At 37.9% G+C, this 22,876-nt stretch carries 30 protein-coding genes; 16 read left to right on the forward strand and 14 right to left on the reverse strand.

Annotation, left to right across the window (positions count from 1 at the left end):
• Nucleotides 1–8 precede the first annotated feature (8 nt).
• Nucleotides 9–227, reverse strand: a complete 219-nt coding sequence (locus tag LIS78_RS02860) for an alpha/beta-type small acid-soluble spore protein (RefSeq protein ID WP_013055290.1) — start codon at nt 225–227, stop codon at nt 9–11.
• Between the two features lie 370 nt (nt 228–597).
• Here LIS78_RS02860 and LIS78_RS02865 point away from each other — a divergent pair, with 370 nt between their 5' ends.
• Nucleotides 598–762 carry a hypothetical protein gene (locus LIS78_RS02865; protein WP_326832995.1) on the forward strand — a complete coding sequence of 55 codons (165 nt, stop codon included), beginning with the start codon at nt 598–600 and terminating at the stop codon, nt 760–762.
• Nucleotides 763–786: 24 nt separating this feature from the next.
• Here the strand turns inward: LIS78_RS02865 and LIS78_RS02870 are convergent, their stop codons facing one another.
• The 7 genes from LIS78_RS02870 to LIS78_RS02900 all read right to left on the reverse strand — a co-directional run bounded on the left by LIS78_RS02870 (nt 787) and on the right by LIS78_RS02900 (nt 8,177).
• Nucleotides 787–1,896: an ABC transporter ATP-binding protein gene (locus LIS78_RS02870; RefSeq protein WP_029320758.1), complete on the reverse strand. Its 1,110-nt coding sequence runs from the start codon at nt 1,894–1,896 to the stop codon at nt 787–789.
• A gap of 139 nt (nt 1,897–2,035) precedes the next feature.
• Complete coding sequence (locus LIS78_RS02875; RefSeq protein ID WP_195781264.1) at nt 2,036–2,938, reverse strand: PucR family transcriptional regulator; 903 nt, start codon at nt 2,936–2,938, stop codon at nt 2,036–2,038.
• A 29-nt stretch (nt 2,939–2,967) separates the two neighbouring features.
• Nucleotides 2,968–3,177, reverse strand: coding sequence for a YheE family protein (locus LIS78_RS02880; protein ID WP_013055294.1), 210 nt, complete (start codon nt 3,175–3,177; stop codon nt 2,968–2,970).
• 66 nt (nt 3,178–3,243) lie between these two features.
• Nucleotides 3,244–4,404: a YheC/YheD family protein gene (locus LIS78_RS02885; protein WP_252284618.1), complete on the reverse strand. Its 1,161-nt coding sequence runs from the start codon at nt 4,402–4,404 to the stop codon at nt 3,244–3,246.
• On the reverse strand, nt 4,401–5,750 hold the full coding sequence (locus LIS78_RS02890) for a YheC/YheD family endospore coat-associated protein (protein WP_252284619.1): 1,350 nt from the start codon (nt 5,748–5,750) through the stop codon (nt 4,401–4,403). Before LIS78_RS02890 ends, LIS78_RS02885 begins: the two co-directional genes overlap by 4 nt.
• Nucleotides 5,751–5,754: 4 nt before the next feature.
• On the reverse strand, nt 5,755–6,834 hold the full coding sequence (locus LIS78_RS02895) for a YheC/YheD family endospore coat-associated protein (RefSeq protein ID WP_209150915.1): 1,080 nt from the start codon (nt 6,832–6,834) through the stop codon (nt 5,755–5,757).
• Nucleotides 6,831–8,177 (reverse strand): YheC/YheD family endospore coat-associated protein, encoded by a 1,347-nt coding sequence (locus tag LIS78_RS02900; RefSeq protein WP_252284620.1) that lies wholly within the window; start codon nt 8,175–8,177, stop codon nt 6,831–6,833. Before LIS78_RS02900 ends, LIS78_RS02895 begins: the two co-directional genes overlap by 4 nt.
• Nucleotides 8,178–8,364: 187 nt before the next feature.
• Here LIS78_RS02900 and LIS78_RS02905 point away from each other — a divergent pair, with 187 nt between their 5' ends.
• The 7 genes from LIS78_RS02905 to LIS78_RS02935 all read left to right on the forward strand — a co-directional run bounded on the left by LIS78_RS02905 (nt 8,365) and on the right by LIS78_RS02935 (nt 14,640).
• Nucleotides 8,365–8,715, forward strand: coding sequence for a YlbF/YmcA family competence regulator (locus LIS78_RS02905; protein WP_013055299.1), 351 nt, complete (start codon nt 8,365–8,367; stop codon nt 8,713–8,715).
• Between the two features lie 180 nt (nt 8,716–8,895).
• Nucleotides 8,896–9,774, forward strand: coding sequence for a Cof-type HAD-IIB family hydrolase (locus LIS78_RS02910; protein ID WP_013055300.1), 879 nt, complete (start codon nt 8,896–8,898; stop codon nt 9,772–9,774).
• A 137-nt stretch (nt 9,775–9,911) separates the two neighbouring features.
• Nucleotides 9,912–10,055, forward strand: coding sequence for a hypothetical protein (locus LIS78_RS02915; protein ID WP_209151787.1), 144 nt, complete (start codon nt 9,912–9,914; stop codon nt 10,053–10,055).
• Nucleotides 10,056–10,217: 162 nt separating this feature from the next.
• A complete protein-coding gene (locus LIS78_RS02920) occupies nt 10,218–11,717 on the forward strand; it encodes a coproporphyrinogen III oxidase (protein WP_209150918.1) in 1,500 nt (499 codons plus the stop codon).
• 115 nt (nt 11,718–11,832) lie between these two features.
• Nucleotides 11,833–13,446 carry a long-chain fatty acid--CoA ligase gene (locus LIS78_RS02925; RefSeq protein ID WP_252284621.1) on the forward strand — a complete coding sequence of 538 codons (1,614 nt, stop codon included), beginning with the start codon at nt 11,833–11,835 and terminating at the stop codon, nt 13,444–13,446.
• A 5-nt stretch (nt 13,447–13,451) separates the two neighbouring features.
• Entirely contained in the window at nt 13,452–14,255 is an 804-nt protein-coding gene (locus tag LIS78_RS02930; protein ID WP_057274991.1) for an enoyl-CoA hydratase, read from the forward strand.
• 112 nt (nt 14,256–14,367) lie between these two features.
• The gene (locus LIS78_RS02935; RefSeq protein WP_013055305.1) at nt 14,368–14,640 is read left to right on the forward strand and encodes an HU family DNA-binding protein; all 273 of its coding nucleotides are present in this window, start codon (nt 14,368–14,370) and stop codon (nt 14,638–14,640) included.
• A gap of 39 nt (nt 14,641–14,679) precedes the next feature.
• Here the strand turns inward: LIS78_RS02935 and LIS78_RS02940 are convergent, their stop codons facing one another.
• Nucleotides 14,680–14,865 (reverse strand): YhzD family protein, encoded by a 186-nt coding sequence (locus LIS78_RS02940; protein WP_013055306.1) that lies wholly within the window; start codon nt 14,863–14,865, stop codon nt 14,680–14,682.
• A gap of 141 nt (nt 14,866–15,006) precedes the next feature.
• Between LIS78_RS02940 and LIS78_RS02945 the strand changes: the two genes are divergently transcribed.
• Both LIS78_RS02945 and LIS78_RS02950 read left to right on the forward strand, forming a co-directional pair.
• Complete coding sequence (locus LIS78_RS02945) at nt 15,007–15,906, forward strand: ABC transporter ATP-binding protein (protein ID WP_209150920.1); 900 nt, start codon at nt 15,007–15,009, stop codon at nt 15,904–15,906.
• The gene (locus LIS78_RS02950) at nt 15,899–17,152 is read left to right on the forward strand and encodes an ABC transporter permease (RefSeq protein ID WP_209150921.1); all 1,254 of its coding nucleotides are present in this window, start codon (nt 15,899–15,901) and stop codon (nt 17,150–17,152) included. Before LIS78_RS02945 ends, LIS78_RS02950 begins: the two co-directional genes overlap by 8 nt.
• Here LIS78_RS02950 and LIS78_RS02955 read toward each other — a convergent pair.
• Nucleotides 17,115–17,363 carry a hypothetical protein gene (locus LIS78_RS02955; RefSeq protein WP_209150922.1) on the reverse strand — a complete coding sequence of 83 codons (249 nt, stop codon included), beginning with the start codon at nt 17,361–17,363 and terminating at the stop codon, nt 17,115–17,117. The two genes, LIS78_RS02950 and LIS78_RS02955, sit on opposite strands and share 38 nt — an antisense overlap.
• Nucleotides 17,364–17,626: 263 nt before the next feature.
• Between LIS78_RS02955 and yhaM the strand changes: the two genes are divergently transcribed.
• Together yhaM and LIS78_RS02965 are read left to right on the forward strand one after the other, a co-directional pair.
• A complete protein-coding gene (gene yhaM, locus LIS78_RS02960; protein ID WP_013055309.1) occupies nt 17,627–18,568 on the forward strand; it encodes a 3'-5' exoribonuclease YhaM in 942 nt (313 codons plus the stop codon).
• Nucleotides 18,569–18,633: 65 nt separating this feature from the next.
• Nucleotides 18,634–18,816 (forward strand): sporulation YhaL family protein, encoded by a 183-nt coding sequence (locus tag LIS78_RS02965; protein WP_013055310.1) that lies wholly within the window; start codon nt 18,634–18,636, stop codon nt 18,814–18,816.
• Between the two features lie 42 nt (nt 18,817–18,858).
• Here the strand turns inward: LIS78_RS02965 and LIS78_RS02970 are convergent, their stop codons facing one another.
• Entirely contained in the window at nt 18,859–19,782 is a 924-nt protein-coding gene (locus tag LIS78_RS02970; protein ID WP_209150923.1) for a peptidylprolyl isomerase, read from the reverse strand.
• Between the two features lie 307 nt (nt 19,783–20,089).
• Here LIS78_RS02970 and LIS78_RS02975 point away from each other — a divergent pair, with 307 nt between their 5' ends.
• Both LIS78_RS02975 and LIS78_RS02980 read left to right on the forward strand, forming a co-directional pair.
• The gene (locus tag LIS78_RS02975; protein WP_074682953.1) at nt 20,090–20,179 is read left to right on the forward strand and encodes a YjcZ family sporulation protein; all 90 of its coding nucleotides are present in this window, start codon (nt 20,090–20,092) and stop codon (nt 20,177–20,179) included.
• Between the two features lie 36 nt (nt 20,180–20,215).
• Nucleotides 20,216–20,311, forward strand: a complete 96-nt coding sequence (locus LIS78_RS02980; protein WP_016762974.1) for a YjcZ family sporulation protein — start codon at nt 20,216–20,218, stop codon at nt 20,309–20,311.
• Nucleotides 20,312–20,346: 35 nt separating this feature from the next.
• Here LIS78_RS02980 and LIS78_RS02985 read toward each other — a convergent pair whose 3' ends face one another.
• Nucleotides 20,347–20,526, reverse strand: coding sequence for a hypothetical protein (locus tag LIS78_RS02985; RefSeq protein ID WP_013055312.1), 180 nt, complete (start codon nt 20,524–20,526; stop codon nt 20,347–20,349).
• A gap of 476 nt (nt 20,527–21,002) precedes the next feature.
• On the opposite strand from LIS78_RS02985, the gene LIS78_RS02990 reads away from it, so the two are divergent.
• Nucleotides 21,003–21,347: a DUF1878 family protein gene (locus LIS78_RS02990; RefSeq protein ID WP_252284622.1), complete on the forward strand. Its 345-nt coding sequence runs from the start codon at nt 21,003–21,005 to the stop codon at nt 21,345–21,347.
• A 3-nt stretch (nt 21,348–21,350) separates the two neighbouring features.
• Here the strand turns inward: LIS78_RS02990 and LIS78_RS02995 are convergent, their stop codons facing one another.
• Entirely contained in the window at nt 21,351–21,947 is a 597-nt protein-coding gene (locus LIS78_RS02995; protein WP_014461677.1) for an HTH-type transcriptional regulator Hpr, read from the reverse strand.
• 113 nt (nt 21,948–22,060) lie between these two features.
• A complete protein-coding gene (locus LIS78_RS03000; RefSeq protein ID WP_195781252.1) occupies nt 22,061–22,456 on the reverse strand; it encodes a YtxH domain-containing protein in 396 nt (131 codons plus the stop codon).
• Between the two features lie 118 nt (nt 22,457–22,574).
• On the opposite strand from LIS78_RS03000, the gene yhzF reads away from it, so the two are divergent.
• On the forward strand, nt 22,575–22,748 hold the full coding sequence (gene yhzF, locus LIS78_RS31770) for a membrane protein YhzF (RefSeq protein ID WP_465119511.1): 174 nt from the start codon (nt 22,575–22,577) through the stop codon (nt 22,746–22,748).
• The last annotated feature ends 128 nt before the right edge of the window (nt 22,749–22,876 follow it).

Below are 22,876 nucleotides of genomic sequence, written 5' to 3' on the forward strand. Positions count from 1 at the left end.
AGTTAATATTAGTACTTGCCGCCTAAGTTTTGCTCAGCTAATTGTACTAAACGTTTTGTGATTTCGCCACCAACAGATCCGTTCGCACGAGCTGTTGCATCTGGTCCTAAGTTTACACCAAACTCACTAGCGATTTCGAACTTCATTTGATCGATAGCAGCTTGAGCACCAGGCGCTACTAACTTGTTTGATGAATTTCTGTTTGATGCGTTTTGATAATTTGCCATGTGTATTCATCTCCTCGTTAGATAAAATAGATTGTAATGGTTGAGTTAGCTGGAGTTGAACCAGCCGAGCAGATGCATCGATTAGATCTGCTTGCCTACCGCGGCGTAACTCAATGTTTGCGAGCTGTTGTGCTCGGTTGTTACTAGTATTATGGCGAAAGGGAAAAAAACATATACATAGAAATTTATTGGTAATTTATAGAAATTTTTTGTGGAGTTTGATAAAGAGTAAGAGAGTTTTATTCCGTGCATATTATAGGTACATATTGATCAGGTAAAGCGAGGTGTGCGGATGTCGATTTGTTCCTTATGTAATGGGTTTAGTGATGTACAAATAACGTGCAAAACATGTGGAAGAGTGCTGGGGGATATGGGAAAAGTCAGCGATTATTTTGATGATTACAGTGCTTACATGGAAATCGATCAGTTAAAAGTAGAAAATGGGTATCCTAGTGATTTAGCAAATCACCAATGTATTCATCTCTTTTACTGCTCTGCTTGTCACAGTGAAGAATTGAAGCAAATACAGGAATAAAAAAAGACCCCTAGGGGTCTTTTTTTATTCCTGTTCAGCACGGATGCGCTGTTCAGATTCTGCATCAAAGAAATGCGCTTTGTTCATATCTAATGCTAAGTCTAGAGATTGAAGCGGTTTAATATCTGTTCTTGAATCTACGCGTGCTACAAAATCTTGTCCGCCAAGTTTAGAATAAAGCATGGTTTCAGCTCCCATTAACTCGGATACATCGACTTTGATTGTAACTTTTGTGCCAGGTGAAGATTCAATAAATACAGGCTCATCATGGAAATCTTCAGGGCGGATGCCTAAAATAATTTGTTTGTTTAAATATCCTTGCTCGCGAAGTATTTTCATTTTACCTTCCGGAACTGCAAGAAGAGAATCGCCTACTTGAACCTTTCCGTCTTTTAACGTTCCGGTTAAGAAGTTCATAGCAGGAGAACCAATAAACCCGCCTACAAATACATTTTCAGGTTTTTCATATACTTCTTTTGGTGTACCAACCTGCTGGATAATCCCATCTTTCATAACAACCAGACGAGAAGCCATTGTCATTGCTTCGGTTTGGTCATGTGTTACGTAAATTGTCGTTGTACCCAAACGCTGGTGAAGCTTCGCAATTTCAGAACGCATTTGCACACGTAATTTCGCGTCTAAGTTTGATAAAGGTTCGTCCATTAAGAAGACCTTAGCATCACGAACAATTGCACGACCTAGAGCTACACGCTGACGCTGTCCGCCGGATAATGCTTTTGGTTTGCGCTCTAAGTATTGCTCAAGTCCTAAAATACGAGCGGCATCTTTTACGCGGCGGTCGATTTCATCTTTTGGTAATTTACGAAGTTTTAAGCCAAAAGCCATGTTGTCATATACGCTCATATGCGGATACAATGCGTAGTTTTGGAATACCATTGCAATATCGCGATCTTTTGGAGCAACGTCATTTACACGCTTGCTGTCAATATAAAAATCACCTTTGGAAATTTCCTCTAGCCCTGCAACCATACGAAGCGTTGTCGATTTCCCGCAGCCTGAAGGCCCAACAAATACAATAAATTCTTTATCTTGAATGTGAAGGTTAAAGTCTTTTACCGCCGTCACATCTTTATCATACATTTTATAAATATGTTCTAAACGTAATTCAGCCATTTCCATTTCCCCCTTGTATGTACTCTGTGAAACCGTTTTCTTAACCCTAGTGTAATTTTTTTTAATGAAACGGTAAATGGCAAACATGCACAAAAAAAAGAAAGAGTTTTCGTGCACTATTTACGAAAACCCTTTCATTTTATTTTCCATCTTGCGAATTTTTTAAAGCAAGAATGGCTAAGTAAGCAGACACAGCTCCTGTGAAGTGTTTGATATCAAGGTGTGTGCGATCAATAAATTTCTCAATTCTATACTGCAAGCTATTGCGATGCATGTACAATTTCTTAGCAGCAAGAGATACGTTTAAATTACATTCTAAATAAATTTTAATCGTTTCTAAAAGATCTCCATCATCTTTTACTAAGTCAAGTAAATGTATCATATGATTTTGGATTGCCCCTGAAGACTCTTGCAGAACCAAATGGGGTAAAACGTCGGTAAAATGGATAACATGTTTTTGTTCGACTGTATGCTTAATTTGATAAAACCATTTCTTTTCACGCTCAAAAATTAATTGCGGTGAAGACGGAAAAAAGTGAATTTGTCCTTCAAAGAACTGAATCGAAGTTTCAAAATCATGACATAGCACCTCGATAGAATCTGATAAATTTTCAGTTAAGTCATTAGGATCATCAAAGGTTTCGATAACGATACCTGATTGTTTATCAATCCACAACACAGTAATGGAGGTAGAATACAAGGCGTGAAGCGCATTTTCAAACTCTATTTTTTGTTCAAACAAACGTTTAATTAAAAACTGGGTGAAGCGAAAAGAATGGTGCGTATGATGAGAGTGAATGACTTTTTCAGGTGCTTCAAATAACAGGTTTGACCAATACAATTGCTCTGGCGTCAGTAAAGAAACTTTCTCATCATAAGGGGTTAAAAAAGCAGAAAGTAACGCCTGCTCTTTTTGAGATAAAGCCGTGTGTTCAATTCCAATGAACCCTTCATCACATGAAAACCATTTGTAACGTTCAAATTGAGAAGGGATTTTAGCCTTAATCATTTTATCCCCAAATAGTGTGTGCAGCTGTTTCATCTGTGCTCGTTCCCTTCGGTGAAAGCTTACTATTCATAAACGTGAAAAAGCATAAGCTCATGAATATAATCAATTAATTGTGTTTCATCTATTTGATTAGAAAGCGCAGTTTTCCATACAATTTGTCCATCTTTTAAATAATCAGCCTCATAATAAACCCGATTCATATAAAACGAGATATGCCAGCCCGGCATTCGATTATTTTGATACAGTGGTTTAACTTGAAAATGTGAAACCATAAAGGAAATCTCCTTTCTCAATTAGTTATTATAAGCTTACCATGAGAAAAGGAGATGAAAAATCATTTAATCTAAAAATTTTGTTAATTTGTAAAATATGTTGCATATGTGTTTAGCACCTTGCGTTTGAATATCTGTTTCATCAAAAATCATCGGTTTTGCATTCACTTCAAACAGATAATACTGTCCTTGGGCTGACTTTGCCATATCAAGAGAAAATTCTTCAACTAGAGGGAAGGACTTTTGAAGGACTTGCCCGCACGTATTTACAAAAGACGAAAGAAAGGAAGTATCTACTTCATCTTCAATATCTTGGAAAGGTGAAATGCTTCCGCCGTTTAAAGTATGTGTTGTAATGGATTGATAGGGACTATGTCGAATACCGACGCCGCTAATAACATATCCGCTATCTTTGTGATGCGCTAAAATACGTAAGTCATAGCGCCTGTCTTTGAATGGTTGCGTCTCAATCGCTTCTTGAATGAGATAAGCAGACCTGGGAAGGTCAATTGCTTGTAAAGAAGAAAATTCTTCTTTGCATTTATGATCTTGGTAAATAATTGTATGCTTATGGGAAGATAATCGAAAAATTCCAGCACCTTTACTGCTGTTAATAGGCTTAAAATAAAGGGAAGAGTGTTTGTGCAGAAGCTTAGCAATATCAATTTCTGGTGTTAAACGATAGGTTTTAGGAAGGTGAGAAGATAGTAGTGGATCCTTTGAAAATAATTGATATACTTTCCATTTTGAAAAAAAAGCGGAATTAAAAAGTGGGATGTGTTTGCCTTTAATTTTTTGATGTAAAGATGTCAGCTTCTTGGTTTCTGATTTTCTTCCTGGATAACGATTATATATAACGTTTGGCAGCGGCAAAGTTGTTTTGATCCACTGCTTTTTTGCACCGTCAAAGCAATACCCTTCAAAGAAGTGATGAGACATTGTTTCTTCAGCGAATAAAGCAAGAAGCCCGCCTTTTTCTTGCAGGGTATGATGTAAGAGTTCTAATAAAGGACGCTGTTTTACATTCAGTTTTTCCAAAACAGCTTTGTTCGTTAAAACTCCCACAATAGGACCAGCTTTTTCTCCTTTTAAACGAAGAAAAGCTTGAGTAGAAGAAATGTTTTGAGTAAAGGGAAGTTCAATTTCTTGAACTCCCCATGTGTAAGATGCTGAAGGGTTATTATGAAACCACTGCTGCTTTTCTTTGTGATAGTAAATTGTAATCATATGCTGATGCCTTCAGGTGTATTTAGATAGTATCCGGATAAGTAAATCGCATATTCTAGAGAAAGTTTTCTAGTTTGTTGATCCGCTTTTCGTAAGGCAGGGTGTGAAAAAATAGAGCGACCGGGCTTAGAGTTAGCTTCAAACAGCCACACGTTTCCTTGATAATCCACTCCAAAATCGAATCCAAGCTCTCCAATTAATCCGTTCAACTCCTGTTCAAGCACATGACTAATTGAGATAGCGGCATCTTTTAGCTTATTTTCAATTTCTTTTTTGTAAGAAGGGTTGGTGAATATTTTGGCTGTAGCTTCAATTTCTCCGCCGTAATCAAGATGCGTAGTGATGCTGTTAGGACCGGCTACTTTAGCAGCTAGAGCAGTAAGCATCCATTGGTTATTCCCGTCTTTATTCGTATGCACGCGAAAGTCTACACAGCGTTTTTCTTTTTTGATTAATAAAATACCCTGCTGAGCAATGTAGGAAGGATTAGTAAGTAAATATTCAAATTCTGATAATAGATCCTCTAAGGTTTCTTTTTCTTGAACATGAAGACCTTTTTCTCCTTTGTAAGTCAGCGTGTACATGGAATCCTTAAAAGATAGGGTATAAATGCCGCGGCCTAAGCTTCCGTTTTTCGGTTTTAAATAAACGGTTTGATGAAGAAGCAGAAGTTTTTTTATTTGCTCACACGAAGGACTTTCAACCGTGTAAGGTAACAAATAGGCTGTCTGCTCGTTCAGTTTTAAAAGCTCATGAATTTCCCACTTGTTGAAAAAATCAGGATTAAAAAATGGAATGCCGTAATCAGTCATCATCTTTTCTTTAATGAACTTAAAAGGAGCTAACCCCTCTGTTTTTCGATTTGGCAAACGATTATATACAACGTTAGGAAGCGGGATTTCATGCTGTGTCCAGCCGCTTTCTTCATAAAAATAGCCGTTTATGGTCCCGGTTTCCCAGTTGATATGATGGGTTCCAAAAATAAAAGGCAGTCCCCCTGTTATACTTGCAGTAGAAAGAAGTTTAGCTAAGTGAAGGGAACGCTTTCCAATTGGCCGCAGCAGAGAACCAGTAAAACCAGCGGATAACACACCGATTAAAGGTCCTAAGTGAATGGTCTCATTCACAATAATAGGGTGCATCATATGGGCGAAAGGAATTTGAAGTTTTGTCATTAGCTCAGCTGAAATCTGAATTTCTTCACGTTCTGAAGATTGTATAAGGCATGGAGCTGTCATTGTTCCAAAAGCTGCTTGTTTCAAGGAGTCTTTGTAAAGAGATGCAGGAACAGAAAGATCGCAGCCTAGCTGCTCTACTACAACAAGGCGAGTAAGAGTTTTTTTCATAGCATTACTCCTTACGATACGATAGTGTGTTAGCTAAATAGACGCAGTAAGACAGGACATTTTTATACATGACTTCTTTTTGTTCAGGTGCTGTCTCCAGTACTATTTTTCTTCCCGGTTTCGAATTTAAATCTAGAATCCAGATGCTGAAGTCTCTCGAGATACATAAATCAATACCTAATTCAAAAAGAGAAGGAAAATGATTTTCCAGCACGGACGGAATCGTTTTACAAATGGTGTTGATTTCATCCATTACATATTGACGATGAACGCGAGGGATGCGAGGCAGCAAGTTCTCAAAAGGTACAATAGACGCTCCTGAACTTACATTTGTTACGATGGAGTCCCGTTCACCTTGTCTAATTCCTCTTCCAATTTCTTTCCAAGCACCATCGTTTCCTTTTTGTAATAGCAGTCTTATATCAAAAGGAGTGCGTTCATAAGGGAAAAATGAAATATGGGGCTGAGCAATATACAGTACATCACTGGTCGTTTTCGTAAACCAGTTCTTAAACTCCTGAAAAGAGGAAAATAGAATCGTGTTTACAATGTCATTTTGTTGATAAGAAGCTTCAATTTCACGTCCGCGCTGTCTTAATTTCACAATTCCTTTACCTTGTGAGCCGTTGGCAGGTTTAATCATTAGGCTATCGTTTGTTCGAAGCAGCTGAACAAGTTGCTCTACACTTTCGATTGGAGTGGTAGGAGGAATATATGAAGATAAATAGCTATCTTTTTTAATTACTTCATAGACATCTAGCTTATTGGGCAATCCATGGCCTAAAAATGTAACATCTTCCCGCTGTTTAAGCCAGTTTACAATAGGGCGAGCCTTTTTAGACAGCGAGTCTTTTCGATAAAAGCAGCGATCGTAAATAAACGAAGGAAGTAAGAAGGAATCTTCTATCCATTTCTTTTGTTGTAAATCGTAGCGGAAGCCTTCAATATTTTCGGTGTTAGGATGAATGTTAAAAGGAGTAAAACGGTATATTTCAATCGAAAACTCAGAAGCATGTTTAGCAATTTCGGTCACGTACTCCACTTCTTGCTGTGGGTGAATAGTTAAAAAGCCTAATGAAATCATCGTAAATCCTCCTTGGCAAATTGAAAATTCGTTGCATGCAGACAATAATCAAGCAGTGCTTTTGTTGATGGACGGACAGAGAAAGCGCTTGAATCTGATTGTTTGGAAGGTTTGACATTTACTTCAATAATCCAAGGCTTTCCTTCTTGATCAATCGCTAAATCAATACCGAATTCTGCATAAACTTCAGACGGGTGAGAAAGCTGCGTGCAAATTTCAATCGCAATCTCTTTTAAAAGTGAAAGGATATGGCGCGTAGTTTTTGAATCATAGAGCTGAGTTAACACTTGCTGAGGAGGATGAATATCTCCTCCACGGGCAAGGTTCGAGACGAAATTGCCGGGTTTTGATACACGTGTGACAATGGACGTGATTTTCCACGTCAAGTCGTCTTTTTTATGACAGAGAATGCGGAAATCAAAAGGGCACTGTTTGTATGTCTGCAGTGAAATTCCTTCTTGGATGAGAAATCCTTGCCTTTTTAATTGACTATAAAGCGTTTCAAATAAGTCATAGAGAGATTCATATTCTTTTTCATACGTCTGCGTAAACGTTGTATAGTCTAAAATATACTTCTCTTTCTTTGAAATTTTAAAAATATTTTTTCCTTGGCTACCATGAACAGGCTTCAGAAAAACATCGTCATGAAGTTCCAAAGCGTCAAGAAGATCTTGACGTGAATGAAGCTGATACGTTTTAGGTAAATATGGAAGCAAGTGTACGACATCTTTAAGCTGTTGAAAAACCGTCCATTTATTTAAGTAGCGTGGGTTAAAGAAAGGAACGTCATGCTCTTTCAAAAATGTTTTAAAGGTTTGAAAATCAGCGGTTTGCTCCGTTTTCCTGGCATGAATCCGGTTGTGTACGATTCCCGGAAAGGGAACGTCTGAATAAACCCATCGATCAGCGCGATAAACATATCCTTTAGGGGATAATGACTTCACGTCGCTTAATTTGCTCACATAGCAAAAACACCCTAACTCCTTGCAAGCTTGAACAAATTCCTTACAAAATACAGAAATGGAGCCAAAGAGTTCTTCATCTTCTCGAACTTCTGTTACGATGCTAATCACGGGTCCCAACCTAAACGTGTTCTCTTCATAAATGCCTCTCAGCTGATGCGTTTCATACGGAAAGCGAAAGTCTGTAAATAGAGCTGCTGACATCATGAAACAGCATTCTCGATGCTGAAAAACGGTGGCTTCGACTTCTTTTGTGATGGAGCCTACTGTTAACGTAAACTCGTGCTTGCACTTCACACGGGAGAACAGAGCAGAACTAATGTAAATGTCGTTGCTCATATGGTTCTCTAGTGGTTTTAGAGAAATGGTAAAAGTATTCATAAACGAATCCTCTTTTTCTTTCTTTTAGTAGGCGAATGCTGATATATACTATGAGGAATTAGCCCAATCTGTGAAGAGAATTTATCGTTTTCTGAGAAAATAAAGGTCTTAAGCTGAATTTTATATAATAATTTGTTATAGTTAGGGAAGTCAAGAAATTATAGAACTTAATTAGGAGGAACTTAACGTGTCTGTAAACTTACATGATGTAGCAAATGATTTAGAAAAAGCAATTCGTCAAAGCGACGATTACACAAACTTAAAAAACTTATATGCAGCAGTAAACGCTGATCAAGGTTCAAAACAATTATTTGAGCGTTTCCGTACAATGCAAATGGAGCTGCAACAAAAGCAAATGATGGGCCAAGAAATCACTGAAGAAGAAGTTCAGCAAGCTCAACAAACAGTTGCAATCGTTCAACAAGATCAAAATATCGCGAAGCTAATGGAAGCTGAGCAACGTATGAGCATGGTAATTGGTGAATTAAACAAAATTATCATGAAGCCACTTGAAGAACTTTACGGTGCGGCTGAATAAGAGATAGAGAAAAGAGGAAAAGAGAAATCTTTTCCTCTTTTTTTTATGCGGAAATTTCTTCTAATTGTGCAGTTCTGCTCATAAGCTTAGTAACAAGGCTACACATGCCGACTATCATGAAAAGGTCATTTATAACCGTATCCTAACGGATTAGACATCTATGAAAGAAGGGGTTCTCATATGGCTTATCGATTGCTAGCGTTGAATATTGATGGAACCATTTTAAATAGCCAAGGGCGCGTTACAAAAGAAACGAAAGACGCAATTCAATTCGTGAAAAATAAAGGGGTTTACGTTACGTTAGTAACAAACAGGCATTTTCCGTCTGCTAAAAAAATTGCTCGGTCACTTAAAGTTCATCCAGCAATGCTAATTACTCATAGCGGTGCCTTTATTGGAACATCGATAGACAAACCGATACTAGATAAGAGAATTAGCGAGGAAAAAACATTTAATCTCATTCAGCTTTTTGAAAATTTTAATTGTCATGTCCGCATTTTACATGAAAGGTTTTCAATTGGAAATCGTGTAAAGCTTCCTAATAACATTGTAGCTAAAAGTGTGTTAAAAACGGGAGAACCGCTCTTTTATCCCGTGCAGTTCGTAGATTCATTAGGAGATACGCTTCGTGATGAACCTGTTTCTACGCCAAAAATAGAAGTGTATTTTGCAGATCGTAGAGAAAAAGAATACGCCGAGCAAACAATTGCTAGTGCAGTTCCGGATATTGAATGGTTTTCGTATCCAAATGAAAATAGATGTTATATTACGCCAAAAGGAGCTACAAAAGCTGCCGGCGTTCGTTATGTAGCAAATCGTCTAGGGATACCAATGGAAGATGTGGTAGCAATTGGAAATTGCTATGATGATTTAGAAACGATTGAACATGCGGGAATGGGTGTGGCCATGGGCAATTCACCAACAGAATTAAAAATGCTTGCGGATTGGGTTACTCGTTCTAATAATGAAAATGGTGTAGCCTATATGGTAAAAGAATTATTTAGAAAGCAGCAGCGCCTTGGTTATCTTCATCAAATTGACAGCTTTCGTTTAAAATAAATAAAGGAAAAAAGAGGCTAGGACAAAAGTAGTTTAGTCGAAGGAAGACCCGAACGATGAATCGAGATTCTTGATAGAGAATCCAATTCGTTCGGATTTTTTTATTGGTAGAGTGAACGTAGGTTTCATATATGTAGGTGCTTCTAGCTGTTGATTGGAGGGCAAGGCGAAGACTTCTGCGGGAAAAGCGCAAGCGACGAGGAGGCTCATCGCCCGCCCGCGGAAAGCAAAGCCTTGCAAGGAAATCAACTGCGGTGTCACAAGCGGTTCAGCTCATGTAGCCCATTTGTTCGTCTTTAGATTGAATTAATGGAGTTATGGCTTAGTCTCTTTTTCCGTTTGTTTTCTGTCCGCGTATTCCCTTGAGCTGAGCACCTTGACCGGACATGCGTAGGTTTTGTAAACTGATTACTTAGATAGAATTGATTTGAAAGGTGATTATATTGAACATTTATATAAAAGGTATAGAAGATGAGCGTTTTTTACGTCCGCTTCACCGAATTTCAGATTTGTTTTTTGAAGAAAGCAACGTCTCCTTTGAGGATGATAACGAAGCTCAGCTGAAGGTCGAAGTAGAGCTAAAAGTTCATGAAGAAATTTATGCGAAAGCAGTGCTGCATGACGCTGAAACGGACAAGGTGTTTACAGAAGAGCTTTCTAAATCGTTTACGCCGTATGAAACAGAAAAAGAAAAATTTAAGCAAATAAAAAATGTGGTGCTTCGCGTCTACTTATCTGTGCTACAGGAGTATACAAACATTGTTCAAAAATGGGGTATTTTAACCGGTATTCGTCCGACGAAGCTGCTTCATATGAAACTGCAGTCAGGCAAAAGTAAAGAACAAGCGCATCGTGAGCTAAAGGAAGAATATTTAATCACCGACGACAAAATTAATTTAATGCAGCATATTGTGGATCGTCAACTAGCAGCTATTCCTGATTTACATGAGTTAAAGAACGAGGTAAGCATTTATATAGGCATTCCGTTTTGTCCGACAAAGTGTGCATACTGTACATTCCCAGCCTATGCGATTAACGGACGTCAAGGATCCGTTACGTCATTTTTAGGCGGCTTGCATTATGAGATGCGTGAAGTAGGAAAATGGCTAAAAGACAATAACGTCAAGATTACAACCGTCTATTATGGCGGAGGCACACCAACGAGCATTACTGCTGAAGAAATGGACATGCTGTATGAAGAGATGTATGAATCGTTCCCGGATGTACAAAATATCCGTGAAATTACGGTAGAAGCAGGAAGACCCGATACGATTACGGAAGAAAAGCTAGCTGTTTTAAACAAATGGAATATTGATCGGATTAGTGTAAATCCGCAGTCTTATATTCAAGAAACCTTAAAAGCTATTGGACGTCATCATACAGTTGAAGAAACTATTGATAAATTTCATCTTTCTCGAAAAATGGGGATGAATAACATTAACATGGACTTAATTATTGGGCTTCCAAATGAAGGTGTAGAAGAATTTCAGCATACGCTAGACGAATCTAAAAAATTGCTTCCTGAATCTTTAACTGTTCATACGCTATCGTTTAAACGCGCGTCTGAAATGACTCAAAATAAACGGAAATACAAAGTAGCAGATCGCTATGAAATTGGTAAAATGATGGATTTAGCGACTGAGTGGACTCAAGAACAAGGGTATGAACCTTATTATTTATATCGCCAAAAAAATATTTTAGGTAATTTAGAAAACGTTGGATATTCATTCCCTGGTCAAGAGAGCCTGTACAATATTATGATCATGGAAGAAAAGCAGACGATTATTGGGCTTGGATGCGGGGCATCCAGTAAGTTCGTGCATCCAGAAACAGGCATTATTACAAGGTTTGCGAATCCAAAAGACCCAAAATCGTATAACGATGGATTCGAGCACTACACACAAGAGAAACTCAAGATTTTAGATGAATTGTTTAGGAAATAAAAAGGTCACTTTTTAGTGATCTTTTTTTATTTTCAGCAGGGAAATGTCGGAATCTGTTGAATATATAAAAAAGTTGTAAGCGTTTTCTTATTATGGCGATGCGAGGTGCCGCTTAATGATAAATGTACAGTTAACCGTACCATCTATGATGGAAAGAGCTGAAAAGCTGTTTGGTAAAAAAGAAGTGGTTTCTAAATCTTCAAAAGGAATTCAGCGTTTAACTTATAATCAGTTAATAAAACGGACTCGGCAGCTCTCTAGTATGCTAGAACGAATTGGAGTGAAGCGAGGAGAAAGAGTCGGAACGTTTGCATGGAATCATCATAGACATCTAGAGGCTTATTTTGCTGTGCCGGGAATAGGCGCTGTTCTTCACACAATTAATATCCGGTTAGATTCTGAGCAAATTGTATACATCATTAATCATGCACGCGATAAAGTCATTTTACTTGATGAATGCTTTTTACCTTTATTTGGAAGTATTCATCAAAAGCTTCCACATGTTGAAGCCTATATCATTATGTCAGATGAAGGTGAGCTGCCAGAAACAGACTTGCCAGTTTATCATTACGAAAATTGGATTCAGCAAGGGCATGAATCGCATTCCTTTGTTCAAGATTTAAACGAAGAAGAACCAGCAGGCCTTTGTTATACCTCTGCTACTACAGGAGAGCCAAAGGGCGTTGTATATTCTCATCGCGCTATTTATTTGCACTGTATGGCGCTAGGGCTTGCTGATAGTGCTGGATTATCAGAAGCTGATACCGCTATGCCTATCGTTCCAATGTTTCACGTGAACGCATGGGGGATTCCTTTCGCTGCGGTCTGGTTTGGGACAAAGCTCGTGCTGCCGGGTGCTTTTTGTACCTCGGAGACGATTGCCTCTCTGATTGAACAAGAGAGAGTAACTCTGGCTGCAGCAGTACCTACCGTTTGGTTAAACTTTTTACAAGAGTTAGAAAAAAAGCCTTACGCAGTTGATAGTTTGCGAGCTATTTTATGCGGTGGATCAGCGGCCCCAAAAAGCGTAATTCGAGAATTTCAGGAAAAATATCAAATTGAATTTATGCATGCATACGGAATGACGGAAACAAGCCCTGTTGTGACCGTCTCCCGCTTAAAAAGCTATCAGTACAGCGAAGACTCTGAGTATCAGCTCAGCATAAAAGCGAAGCAAGGTTTCTTAGTTCCTGGCGTTGAAATGAAAGTAATAGGTCAAAATGGAGAAGTTGCTTGGGATGGAGCGGAAATGGGTGAGCTATTACTAAAGGGCCCATGGGTAGCTTCTGAATATTACAAGGATAAAAGAACAGAAGATACGTTTAAAGACGGCTGGCTGTATACCGGAGATATTGTGACGGTTGACGAAGAGGGAACGATCAAAATCGTAGACCGAACAAAAGATTTAATTAAAAGCGGAGGAGAATGGATTTCATCGGTTGATCTAGAAAACGCACTTATTGCCCATAGAGCTGTTTTCGAAGCCTGTGTCATAGCAGTCCCTCATAAGGTGTGGCAAGAGCGTCCAGTTGCTTGTGTCGTGTTAAAAGATGCATACAAAGGTATTGTTTCGTCAGAAGAGCTGCTCAAATTTTTAGCGCCGCAGTTCGCGAAATGGTGGCTTCCAGATGACATTTTATTTATGGATGAAATCCCGAAGAAAACGGTAGGAAAGTTCTTAAAACGTACGCTTCGTGAACAAATCGTCAATCATTATCAGAAAGGGTGAGTAACATGACCGTCGAATTAAAAGTAGTAGAACTAGTTTTGCAAGAGCGTATCGCCACAATTTCGTTTAACAGGCCGGATGCGTTAAATGCATTAAACGAAGAAGTGCTAGAGCAGTTTATTCAATGTTTAAAAGTTGTCGAAGAAAGCGAAGCAGATTTTTTAATAGTAAAGGGAAACGGAAAAGTATTTTCAGCAGGCGGAGATATTAATATGATGATGTCACCTTCACAATCAAAACGTTTTGAGCAGGTAATGGATTTGATTAATGAAGCCGTGCTGACTTTATACAGCCTGCCTCAAATGACGATAAGTGTACTGCACGGTGCGGCAGCAGGGCTAGGGCTCAGCATCGCGCTTGCTTCTGATTATATTATTGCAGAAAGACACACAAAAATTGCCATGAACTTTATCGGCATTGCTCTAATTCCAGACGGAGGCGGTCACTTTTTACTAGAAAAGCGCATCGGTGCTCATCGTGCAAAACAGCTGATTTGGGAAGGAAAGACATTAAAAGCAGAGGAAGCTCATCAATTTGGCATAATTGATGAAATAAAAGAAGGAGATTTGGCGAAGCATGTAGAAGATTATCTCTCATATTGGCTAAAAAAACCTTCACGGGCTTTGAAGGAAACAAAGCGAATTTATGTGGAGACATCTGTTTCACAATTAAAGCAAGTGCTTGCGCTTGAAAAAAGAAGTCAGTTTGCTATGAGCCAAAGTTCGGATCATAAGGAAGGTGTACGTGCGTTTCTGGAAAAGCGAGCGCCTGTTTTTAATCAAAGTGAAAAAGATATTTCCGAAAATTAAGTGAACTAGTTTAAAAGCCAATATTTTTGTCTATCATATTGATAGAGCATGTTTAAAAGTTGCAAAACAGTGGTAACACAAGATAATGTAGAAACTAATGAGGTGATTGGAAATGAACAAAACAGATTTAGTAAACGCAGTGGCAACAAAATCAGAGTTAACAAAAGCAGATGCATCTAAAGCAGTTGACGCATTACTAGAAACAATTTCATCAACGCTAGGTGAAGGTGAAAAAATTCAGTTAATCGGCTTCGGTACATTTGAAGTACGCGAGCGTGCTGCTCGTACAGGCCGTAACCCTCAAACGGGTGAAGAAATGCAAATTCCAGCATCAAAAGTACCAGCATTTAAAGCTGGTAAAGAACTAAAAGAAGCTGTAAAGTAATATAAAACGCCGGAAAGCAAACCTTTCCGGCGTTTTGTATTAACGATGAAATAATACAAGTTTTCCGCTGGAGCTAACGCATCGATGCGTTTTTTCTAAATAGGAAAGCTCTTCTAACTTCTTGGTGCCGATAGTCTTTGCTTCTGTCTCAGAAGCTGCTTCAAAACTTTCATCTATTAATTTTTCTCCTGTCTTTTCAAAAGCGGTTAATGTGTAAGTACTCATAAAATCTACTCTCCTCTTATAGTATAATTGTAAGCGTATTTAACATATTTCTCGTCCTATTCCCCTAAATCCTGCTAAGGTTTACAGATATCATTTTTTTCCATACAATAAACATAGGTTTATTTACAAAGGAGGAATTAAATGTCTCTTTCTATCCGTGAAGTTTCAAAAAGGTACGGTGAATTTACAGCTGTAAATGAGCTATCCTTGCAAATTCCAAAAGGCGAAGTGTTTGGTTTTTTAGGTGCAAACGGTGCTGGCAAAACGACAACGTTTCGAATGATTTTAGGGCTCATTGAACCAACCTCAGGTCACATCCAATGGAATGATAAATCTTTAACTTACAGTAGAAGTCATCTAGTTGGCTACCTTCCAGAAGAAAGGGGATTATATCCGAAATTAAAAGTCAAAGATCAGCTTGTGTACCTTGGACGGTTGCGCGGAATGAAAAAAGCTAACGTGCTGCAAGAAATGGAGCACTGGTTATCTCGATTTAATATTCCTCAATATGCTTCCAAAAAAGTAGAAGAGCTATCCAAAGGAAATCAGCAAAAAATTCAATTTATTGCCTCCGTTATTCATCGACCCGAGCTGCTTATTTTAGACGAACCTTTTAGCGGCTTGGATCCTGTAAATGTAGAGGTATTAAAAGAAGCGGTGCTTGATTTAAAAAAACGCGGAACGACGATTGTTTTTTCAAGTCATCGAATGGAACATGTGGAAGAACTTTGTGAATATTTATGTATTATGCATCATGGCACGCCTGTTGTGTATGGAAGGCTGCCGGAGATCAAACGTTCATTTGGAAAGAAAAACGTCATTGTACACGGAAAAGGTCCGTTTGAGAGAATTACAGAGCTTGAAGGCGTTGTAAAGGTAAAAAAAACGGTTGAGGGCATGAATGTTCAAATCCAACATGAATCCGTATCACAACTCATTTTTCAAGAACTTAAACACTTTTCATTTGTATCTAAATTCGCAGTGGAAGAGCCTTCATTAAATGATATTTTCATTGAAAAGGTAGGTGCTTCCTATGAATAAATTTTGGGTCATTGTCTTTCATACATATCTTAATAAATTAAAAACAAAATCTTTTATTATTACGACGATTATTACTGCTATTATTCTAGTTGCTCTTACAAATATGGAGAAAATTATCGACGTTTTTAATTCAGACGATAATGGAACAAATGTGGGTGTCATCTATGAAGTGGAAAGCGTATATACTTTGTTCAAACAAAATGTAAATGCTATGGATAAAGACATTCATTTAAAAGAATTTACGTCTGAGTCTAAGGCAAAGCAAGCGGTAAAAAGCGGGCAGCTCGATAGCTATTTACTTTTATCTTTAAACGATAAGCAGTTGCCCCAAGCTGTGTACAAAGCTAACTCTTTGGCCGAATCAAACCTTTCTTCTACCTTAGAACAGGCGGTACAGCAAACAAAAGTGGCTATGGCTACAGTAAAAATTGGGTTAGAAGAAAAGCAGATTGATCAGCTTTACAGCCCTGTCTCATTCAAAAAGGAAGCGTTAGTTGAAAATGCCAAAACAGAACAAGAGCTAAATCAAGCAAGAGGTCTTGTGTATGTGCTGCTGTTTGTTATTTATTTTGCCGTTATCATGTATGGGAGCATGATTGCGATGGAAGTAGCTACTGAAAAATCATCCCGCGTTATGGAGATCCTTGTATCGAGCGTATCACCTATTACACAAATGTTTGCTAAAATCATTGGAATTGCCCTGCTCAGCTTAACGCAGCTTGCAGTGATACTGAGCGTGGGCTACACATCGTTAAAGGCCAGTGTGGAAACAAATCATAACGGTATCTTTTCTTATCTCGGATTTAATGATGTTCCGCTGACTACATTCGTGTATGCATTTGTCTTTTTCATATTGGGGTACTTTCTTTTTGCTACGCTCGCGGCTTTTTTAGGTTCTCTTGTGAGCCGTATTGAAGATGTACAGCAAATGATTACGCCCATGACCCTTGTGATTGTGGCCGCTTTTTTAATTGCTATGTTTGGACTTGGTGATCCTGAAACCACAATCATTACGGTCACATCTTTTATCCCGTTTTTTGCTCCGATGATTATGTTTTTGCGTGTAGGTATGTTAAATGTTCCTGTGTGGGAAGTGAGTGTATCGATAGGGATTTTAGTTGTGACGATTACTGCTTTAGCTATATTTGGTGCCCGTGTGTATAAAGGAGGAGTCCTTATGTATGGTCAATCTACCTCTTTTAAAGATATTAAAAAGGCGCTGCAGTTAACGAAAAAAGAAACATAAAGCAGTGAGGTTGAGACATAACTAAATTAATCCAATCTAAAGATGAACAAATGGGATACATAAGCTGAACCGCTTGTGACACCGCAGTTGATTTCCGTGCAAGACTTCGCTTTCCGCGGGCGGCCGATGAGTCTTCTCGTCGCTTTCGCTCCTGTGGGGTCTCATCCCTTCCGCTTTTCCCGCAGGAGTCTTCGTCTAGCCCTCCAATCAACTGCTAGAAGTAACGAAACAGATGAAGCCTACGTTCACCATAACAAAAAAAACGAACCACTAATCAAAAATTATGATCAATGGTTCGTTTTTCATTTCAGCTCAAATACTTCTGTCCCGGATTCTTTTATGAAAAAGGGTCTACCCGTGCATTCGGTGCCAAGCGATGGTAAAATGAGATGTAAAGAGCTGTAAATAAGCGGACGAAGCGATAAGAGCTTCGTTATCAAATACATAGAATGAAGTGGTAAGGAGGAAAAGGTCATGACAAAAGGAATTGCTCAATACGAAGTAGGAGAGCAAGTTGATCTTTATTTTTTAATTAAATCCTCAACGAGAGGAATTGCAAGCAATGGAAAGCCATTTTTAACGGTAATCCTACAAGATAAAACAGGTGATATTGAAGCCAAGCTGTGGGATGCATCCCCAGATGACGAGGAAAATTATGCTGCTCAAAAGATTGTGCGAGCTGCTGGAGAAGTAATGAATTACCGCGGGCGCAACCAGCTGAAAATACGCAACATTCGTCCTGCACAGCCCCAAGACGGAGTGCGCACATCTGATTTTTTAGAAGTGGCACCTTTATCTCAAGAAGAAATGGTCGAACATATTACAAAGAGTATATTTGAAATGAAAAATTCGAATGTCCAGCGCATTACTCGCCATTTGTTTAAAAAATATCAAACGGAATTTCTAGAATATCCGGCAGCAACTAAAAATCACCATGAGTTTGTATCGGGACTTGCCTACCATGTGGTGTCTATGCTGAAGCTGGCTGAGTCATTTTCAACCCTTTATCCAAGCTTAAACCGCGACTTGCTGTACGCTGGAGTTATTCTTCATGACCTTGGCAAAGTATTTGAACTTTCAGGTCCTGTTTCGACGATATACACAGTCGAAGGGAACTTGCTTGGCCATATTTCGATTATGGTGAATGAAATTGGAAAAGCGGCAGAAGAATTAGCGATTGAAGGAGAAGAGGTTATGCTTCTTCAGCACCTTGTATTATCGCATCACGGTAAGGAAGAGTGGGGAAGTCCGAAAAAGCCGTTAATTAAAGAGGCTGAGATGCTTCATTTGATTGACAATGTAGACGCTAAAATGAATATGCTTGATCGAGCATTAACAAAAGTGAAGCCCGGTGAGTTTACAGAGCGTATTTTTGCACTTGATAATCGCTCATTTTATAAACCAACGATTGATTAAAAAGGTATAAGTCTTTCTTCCTTCGCATATAGTGGTTGTAAATAACTGTGATGGGGGATCAATATATGGTGACACTACCAATTTGGATTTATTTAGTTGTAGCAGGCATTTTCTTTAGTGGATTTATGGCGATTCGTGCTGCACAACATGATAAGCAAGTGGATGATTCGTTTATTGAAAAAGAGGGACAAGTCTTCATCGAAAGAATGCAAGTGGAAAAAGAAAGACGCAACAGCGATTCCATCTGATTATATAAAAGAGCCTGTCACATGAGTGACAGGCTCTTAGCATTACTGTTGAGGAGTTTCTACGCCAGATTGACTATCTGTTGCACCTTCCTCGAAAATTGGTTTTACATTTTTATCTTTGACTTCCACTTTTGCTTTATCAAGTTCTTTTTGAATCTTCTTGTTCGCTTCTGCTTGATCTACTTTTGAACGTTTGATTTGCTGCTCAAGTTCAGGTTTCTTTTTCTCAAACGATTCTACTTTCTTTTTATCGACTAGTTTAATGATATGGTAGCCGTATTCTGTTTTGATTGGTTTACTTACTGCACCTTTTTTCAGCTTGTAAGCCGCTTCTTCAAATTCTTTAACCATTTGGCCTTCACCGAAGTAGCCTAAATCGCCGCCGTTAGCTGCAGACTGCTGATCCGTTGAATATTCTTTTGCCAGACTAGCAAAGTCCTCGCCTTTTTTGATTTTCGCTTCTACTTCGTTTGCTGTTTTTTCGTCTTTTACTAAAATATGACTTGCGCGAATTTGAGGTTTTTGAGCTTTATATTCATCATAAGCTTTTTTCAGTTCTTTGTCCGATACCTTAATGCCTGCTGTAGCAGCTTTTTCACGGAGAATATCAACTTTTAGCATATCTTTGACTTCTTTTTCGCCTTTTTGCTTAATAACTGAATCCACCTGATCACCGTATTGTTCTCTTAGAATGTTCAACTGCTGATCAAGCTCTTTATCCGTTACTTTATATTTTTTACTCAATACTTTTTCTTCGGTAACGCTTCGTACGAGTGTATTAAATTGGTCTTGTCCGATTGTATCTTTCATTTGCTTATACAAATCATCTTGAGTGATATTGCCTGCTTTTGTTTCTACAATTACTTTTGAAGAATCGTTTGCATTTGAAGCATCACTTCCCACACTGCATGCTGATAAAGCAACGAGACTGGCTGCCGTTGTTAGTGCAACTAAGCTTTTTTTCATACGTAAACACTCCTACTCATCATTTTTACTTATGTAGCTTGACTCAAGATTTACTATATCACATTTCCTGATGTTAGCAAATGAAGTTAAAACCACGTAAATTTACATTTATTTTCCACTAAGCATGGAGTGATTATACGCTTATGATTGCTTTTTTATAAAGCGTTCTCAAAATGGTGGACAAACTCACAGAGTAATTTCCAAACGAGAAGCAAGAGAAATAAATTATGGAGTTTGGGCTAAAAGCCTAGACGTTTTTTGAGCTGATGCATAAGATGCAGTATTAGTAAACAAAGGGGGTGCTCAAATGAGCGGCTGCGGATATGGAGGCGGTTTTGCACTATTAGTTGTATTGTTTATCTTATTAGTCATTGTTGGTTGTGCATGTTACCACTAGGAAACAGATGAATATAAAGGGAAAGGGGCGATAGATATGGGTTCTTACGGATGCGGATACGGCAGTGGATTTGCTCTATTAGTCGTATTATTCATCTTATTAGTTATCATCGGAGCTAGCTGTTTTTGCTAAGCCTATAAAAAAGCGGTGAGACATCTCACCGTTTTTTATGTAAATGATACTTCAATATAAGATGAAACTAATAAAATGGTAATTAATACATTAATCGTACGAAAAACTTTAGGCTGTTTTTCAGCTGGAATTTCTTTTTGAATACACAATGTATTTGTTAGTGCATTGATGTAGAATAAAATGAATAGTGCAAATACAATAAAGAATATGTACATAAAAATCCCCCTAACAAAATCAGTGTGACGAAGACAAAAAGTCTTATAGTCATTTATATAGTACAGCTTTGTATGAATTTACAAATATCTATATTAACATTACCAAAAAAGCGGTAAAATAGATAGTTATATATACAGTTGAGCAAAGAATTTCAAAAGGTATTTACACAGAAATGCGGTTTTTATTTTATAAAGGGTAGTTAAGAAGTTGAGAAATAGGTTTTAAACGAAATAGCAAAGTGAATGGATAAGAAATGAGTAACAATTAGCCATTGTGCAAAAGGATTGTTAAAAAGGACAGAGGGATTTATATTAATATATGCAGTGAGTACATAATCAGTATATGAAAATCTTTATACGGTGCTACTCAAACAGGAAATGTGAATGACGAAGAAAGAATTATTTGGAAGAACATGAATGAATCATGTACAATATGGAGTAGAGGTATATGAACGTTGAAGGAGTAGGGGAAGCGGATGGAAACTTTAGAATCTCGAGTATCACGTTTAGAATATTACATAAAACTGTTATCTGGGACATCTGAACAAGAAGCTAAACCATTTATTGATTTAGTGGTAAGAAATCAGCTTACAAAGAAGGAAGTAGAGGGAATTTTAATTCTGTGTGAAGATACAAAAAACGAATATATTGAGCAAAAAGCGGAAGGTCTAACAGACTTTGTTCCGCTTCTTACACAATTTGTTGGTATGCTGAATTATAAATTAAATCCTAGAGAGACGGTCGAATCGCTTCGTTATCAACCTTCTTATCAAGATGTGATGAATGAATTTTTTGAAATTATTCAATGGATAAGGGACTAACCATTAAGAGTTTGAAATAGTCTCCTGGTGGTTCTCTTTATCTTTCTTGACAAGCTTGCCATCTTCTTCAGTGAATTCTTCTTCGATATGATGGAAAGATCGCTCGAAGATATCCATAAAATCTTCACCGTAAATTTTGCGGATGACGGTCATTAATTCCATAAACTCAGGGAATTTGCCGTACAAGTCGCGCAACGGAAGTGCGCCGCTGAACACTGAATTATTAGAAGGTTCGTAATGTTCCATTAAATCTAATAAAATGGCCTCGCCTTTATCTGTCAGCTGAATGTACGTATTTCGCTTGTCGCTTTCTTTTTTAGAAAACTCAAGTAAACCTCGTTCTTCTAGTTTTTTGGAGAAGTTAAATGCAGTAGAAACGTGCATAACTCCAAACTTGGCAATTTCGGAAATGGAAGCCCCGTTTAAATGATATGAAATCCATAAAATATGATGCTCGTTAATATTAAGGTCATAAGGCTTAATCCATTGCTGCCAATCCTTCTCTACGGTTTTCCAAAGGGCTTTACTTAATTGGGCAATGCGTTGGCTAAATAGAAGTGCTTCTTTCAAACTGTAATCTTGATCACTAGTCTTTTTCATCTTCTCCCACCTACTTAGTCTCTTTTTTTATTTATCTTCTATTATGCCAATAAAATAAAAAATTATAAAGATGTAAATTTACAAAATTTTAAAAAATTAAAAAAGAAGGCGTTTTAACCTTCTTTTTTGTCAATTTTTTCATTGGGATTTTTAGTTGTCTGTACATGTTCCTCTAGGTTTGACAAAGAATTTTGGATTTCTTTCAAATGATGCTGAATGGATTCCTTATAAGGGACAATTTCTTCTTTAAACTGACCAAGGGTAGTAGAAAGGTCACTTGCGATATTTTTCACTATAGTATTTCCTTCTCTGGCGGTCATTTGTACTTGTTGAGAAACAGCTTTTATTTTTGTTGAGAGCTCTTGTTGTGAAGCGTTAACTCGGTCTTTTCTAGAACTGACACGCTGTTTAAGTTCTCGTCCTGAATATGGAGTAACAAGAAGCGTTGTAATAGCGGCTACGGTGCTTCCGATTGCTGCTCCAGCTGCTAGTTTTTTCATTCTACTCATTATTTATTTCCTCCTATGTAGTAAAGTAATTGCTAACACTTCCTTCTGACATAATCATAAAAAAATAGCATAGATTTATACAAAAGAAGGAGGTTATCAACATGGGGTAGCTTTATTCATTCTTTTGATGATTAGCCTGAGTTTTTTTCTGGCTGCCTTTAAATGGTTTAGCCTTACGACTAGAACGGCATCATATCCACCTAAACATGTGCTTAAACAAAAGTCTCTTACATGTGCGACAGTGGCTTTTGCGAGTTTTTTATTGGCGCTTATACTTTATTATGTAACCTAGGATGGGGAACTTAAACCTTTATTACATAGTAAGTCTTCATACCTATTGTATGAGCTGCAAATGAAATTTAAGTGAAAAGCATCCTGTACCATTTCTTTTTAAACAAAAAGTTAAGAGTCGAACTGTAG

Origin of the sequence: Priestia megaterium (genome assembly GCF_023824195.1) — a bacterium.
GTDB lineage: Bacteria > Bacillota > Bacilli > Bacillales > Bacillaceae_H > Priestia > Priestia megaterium_D.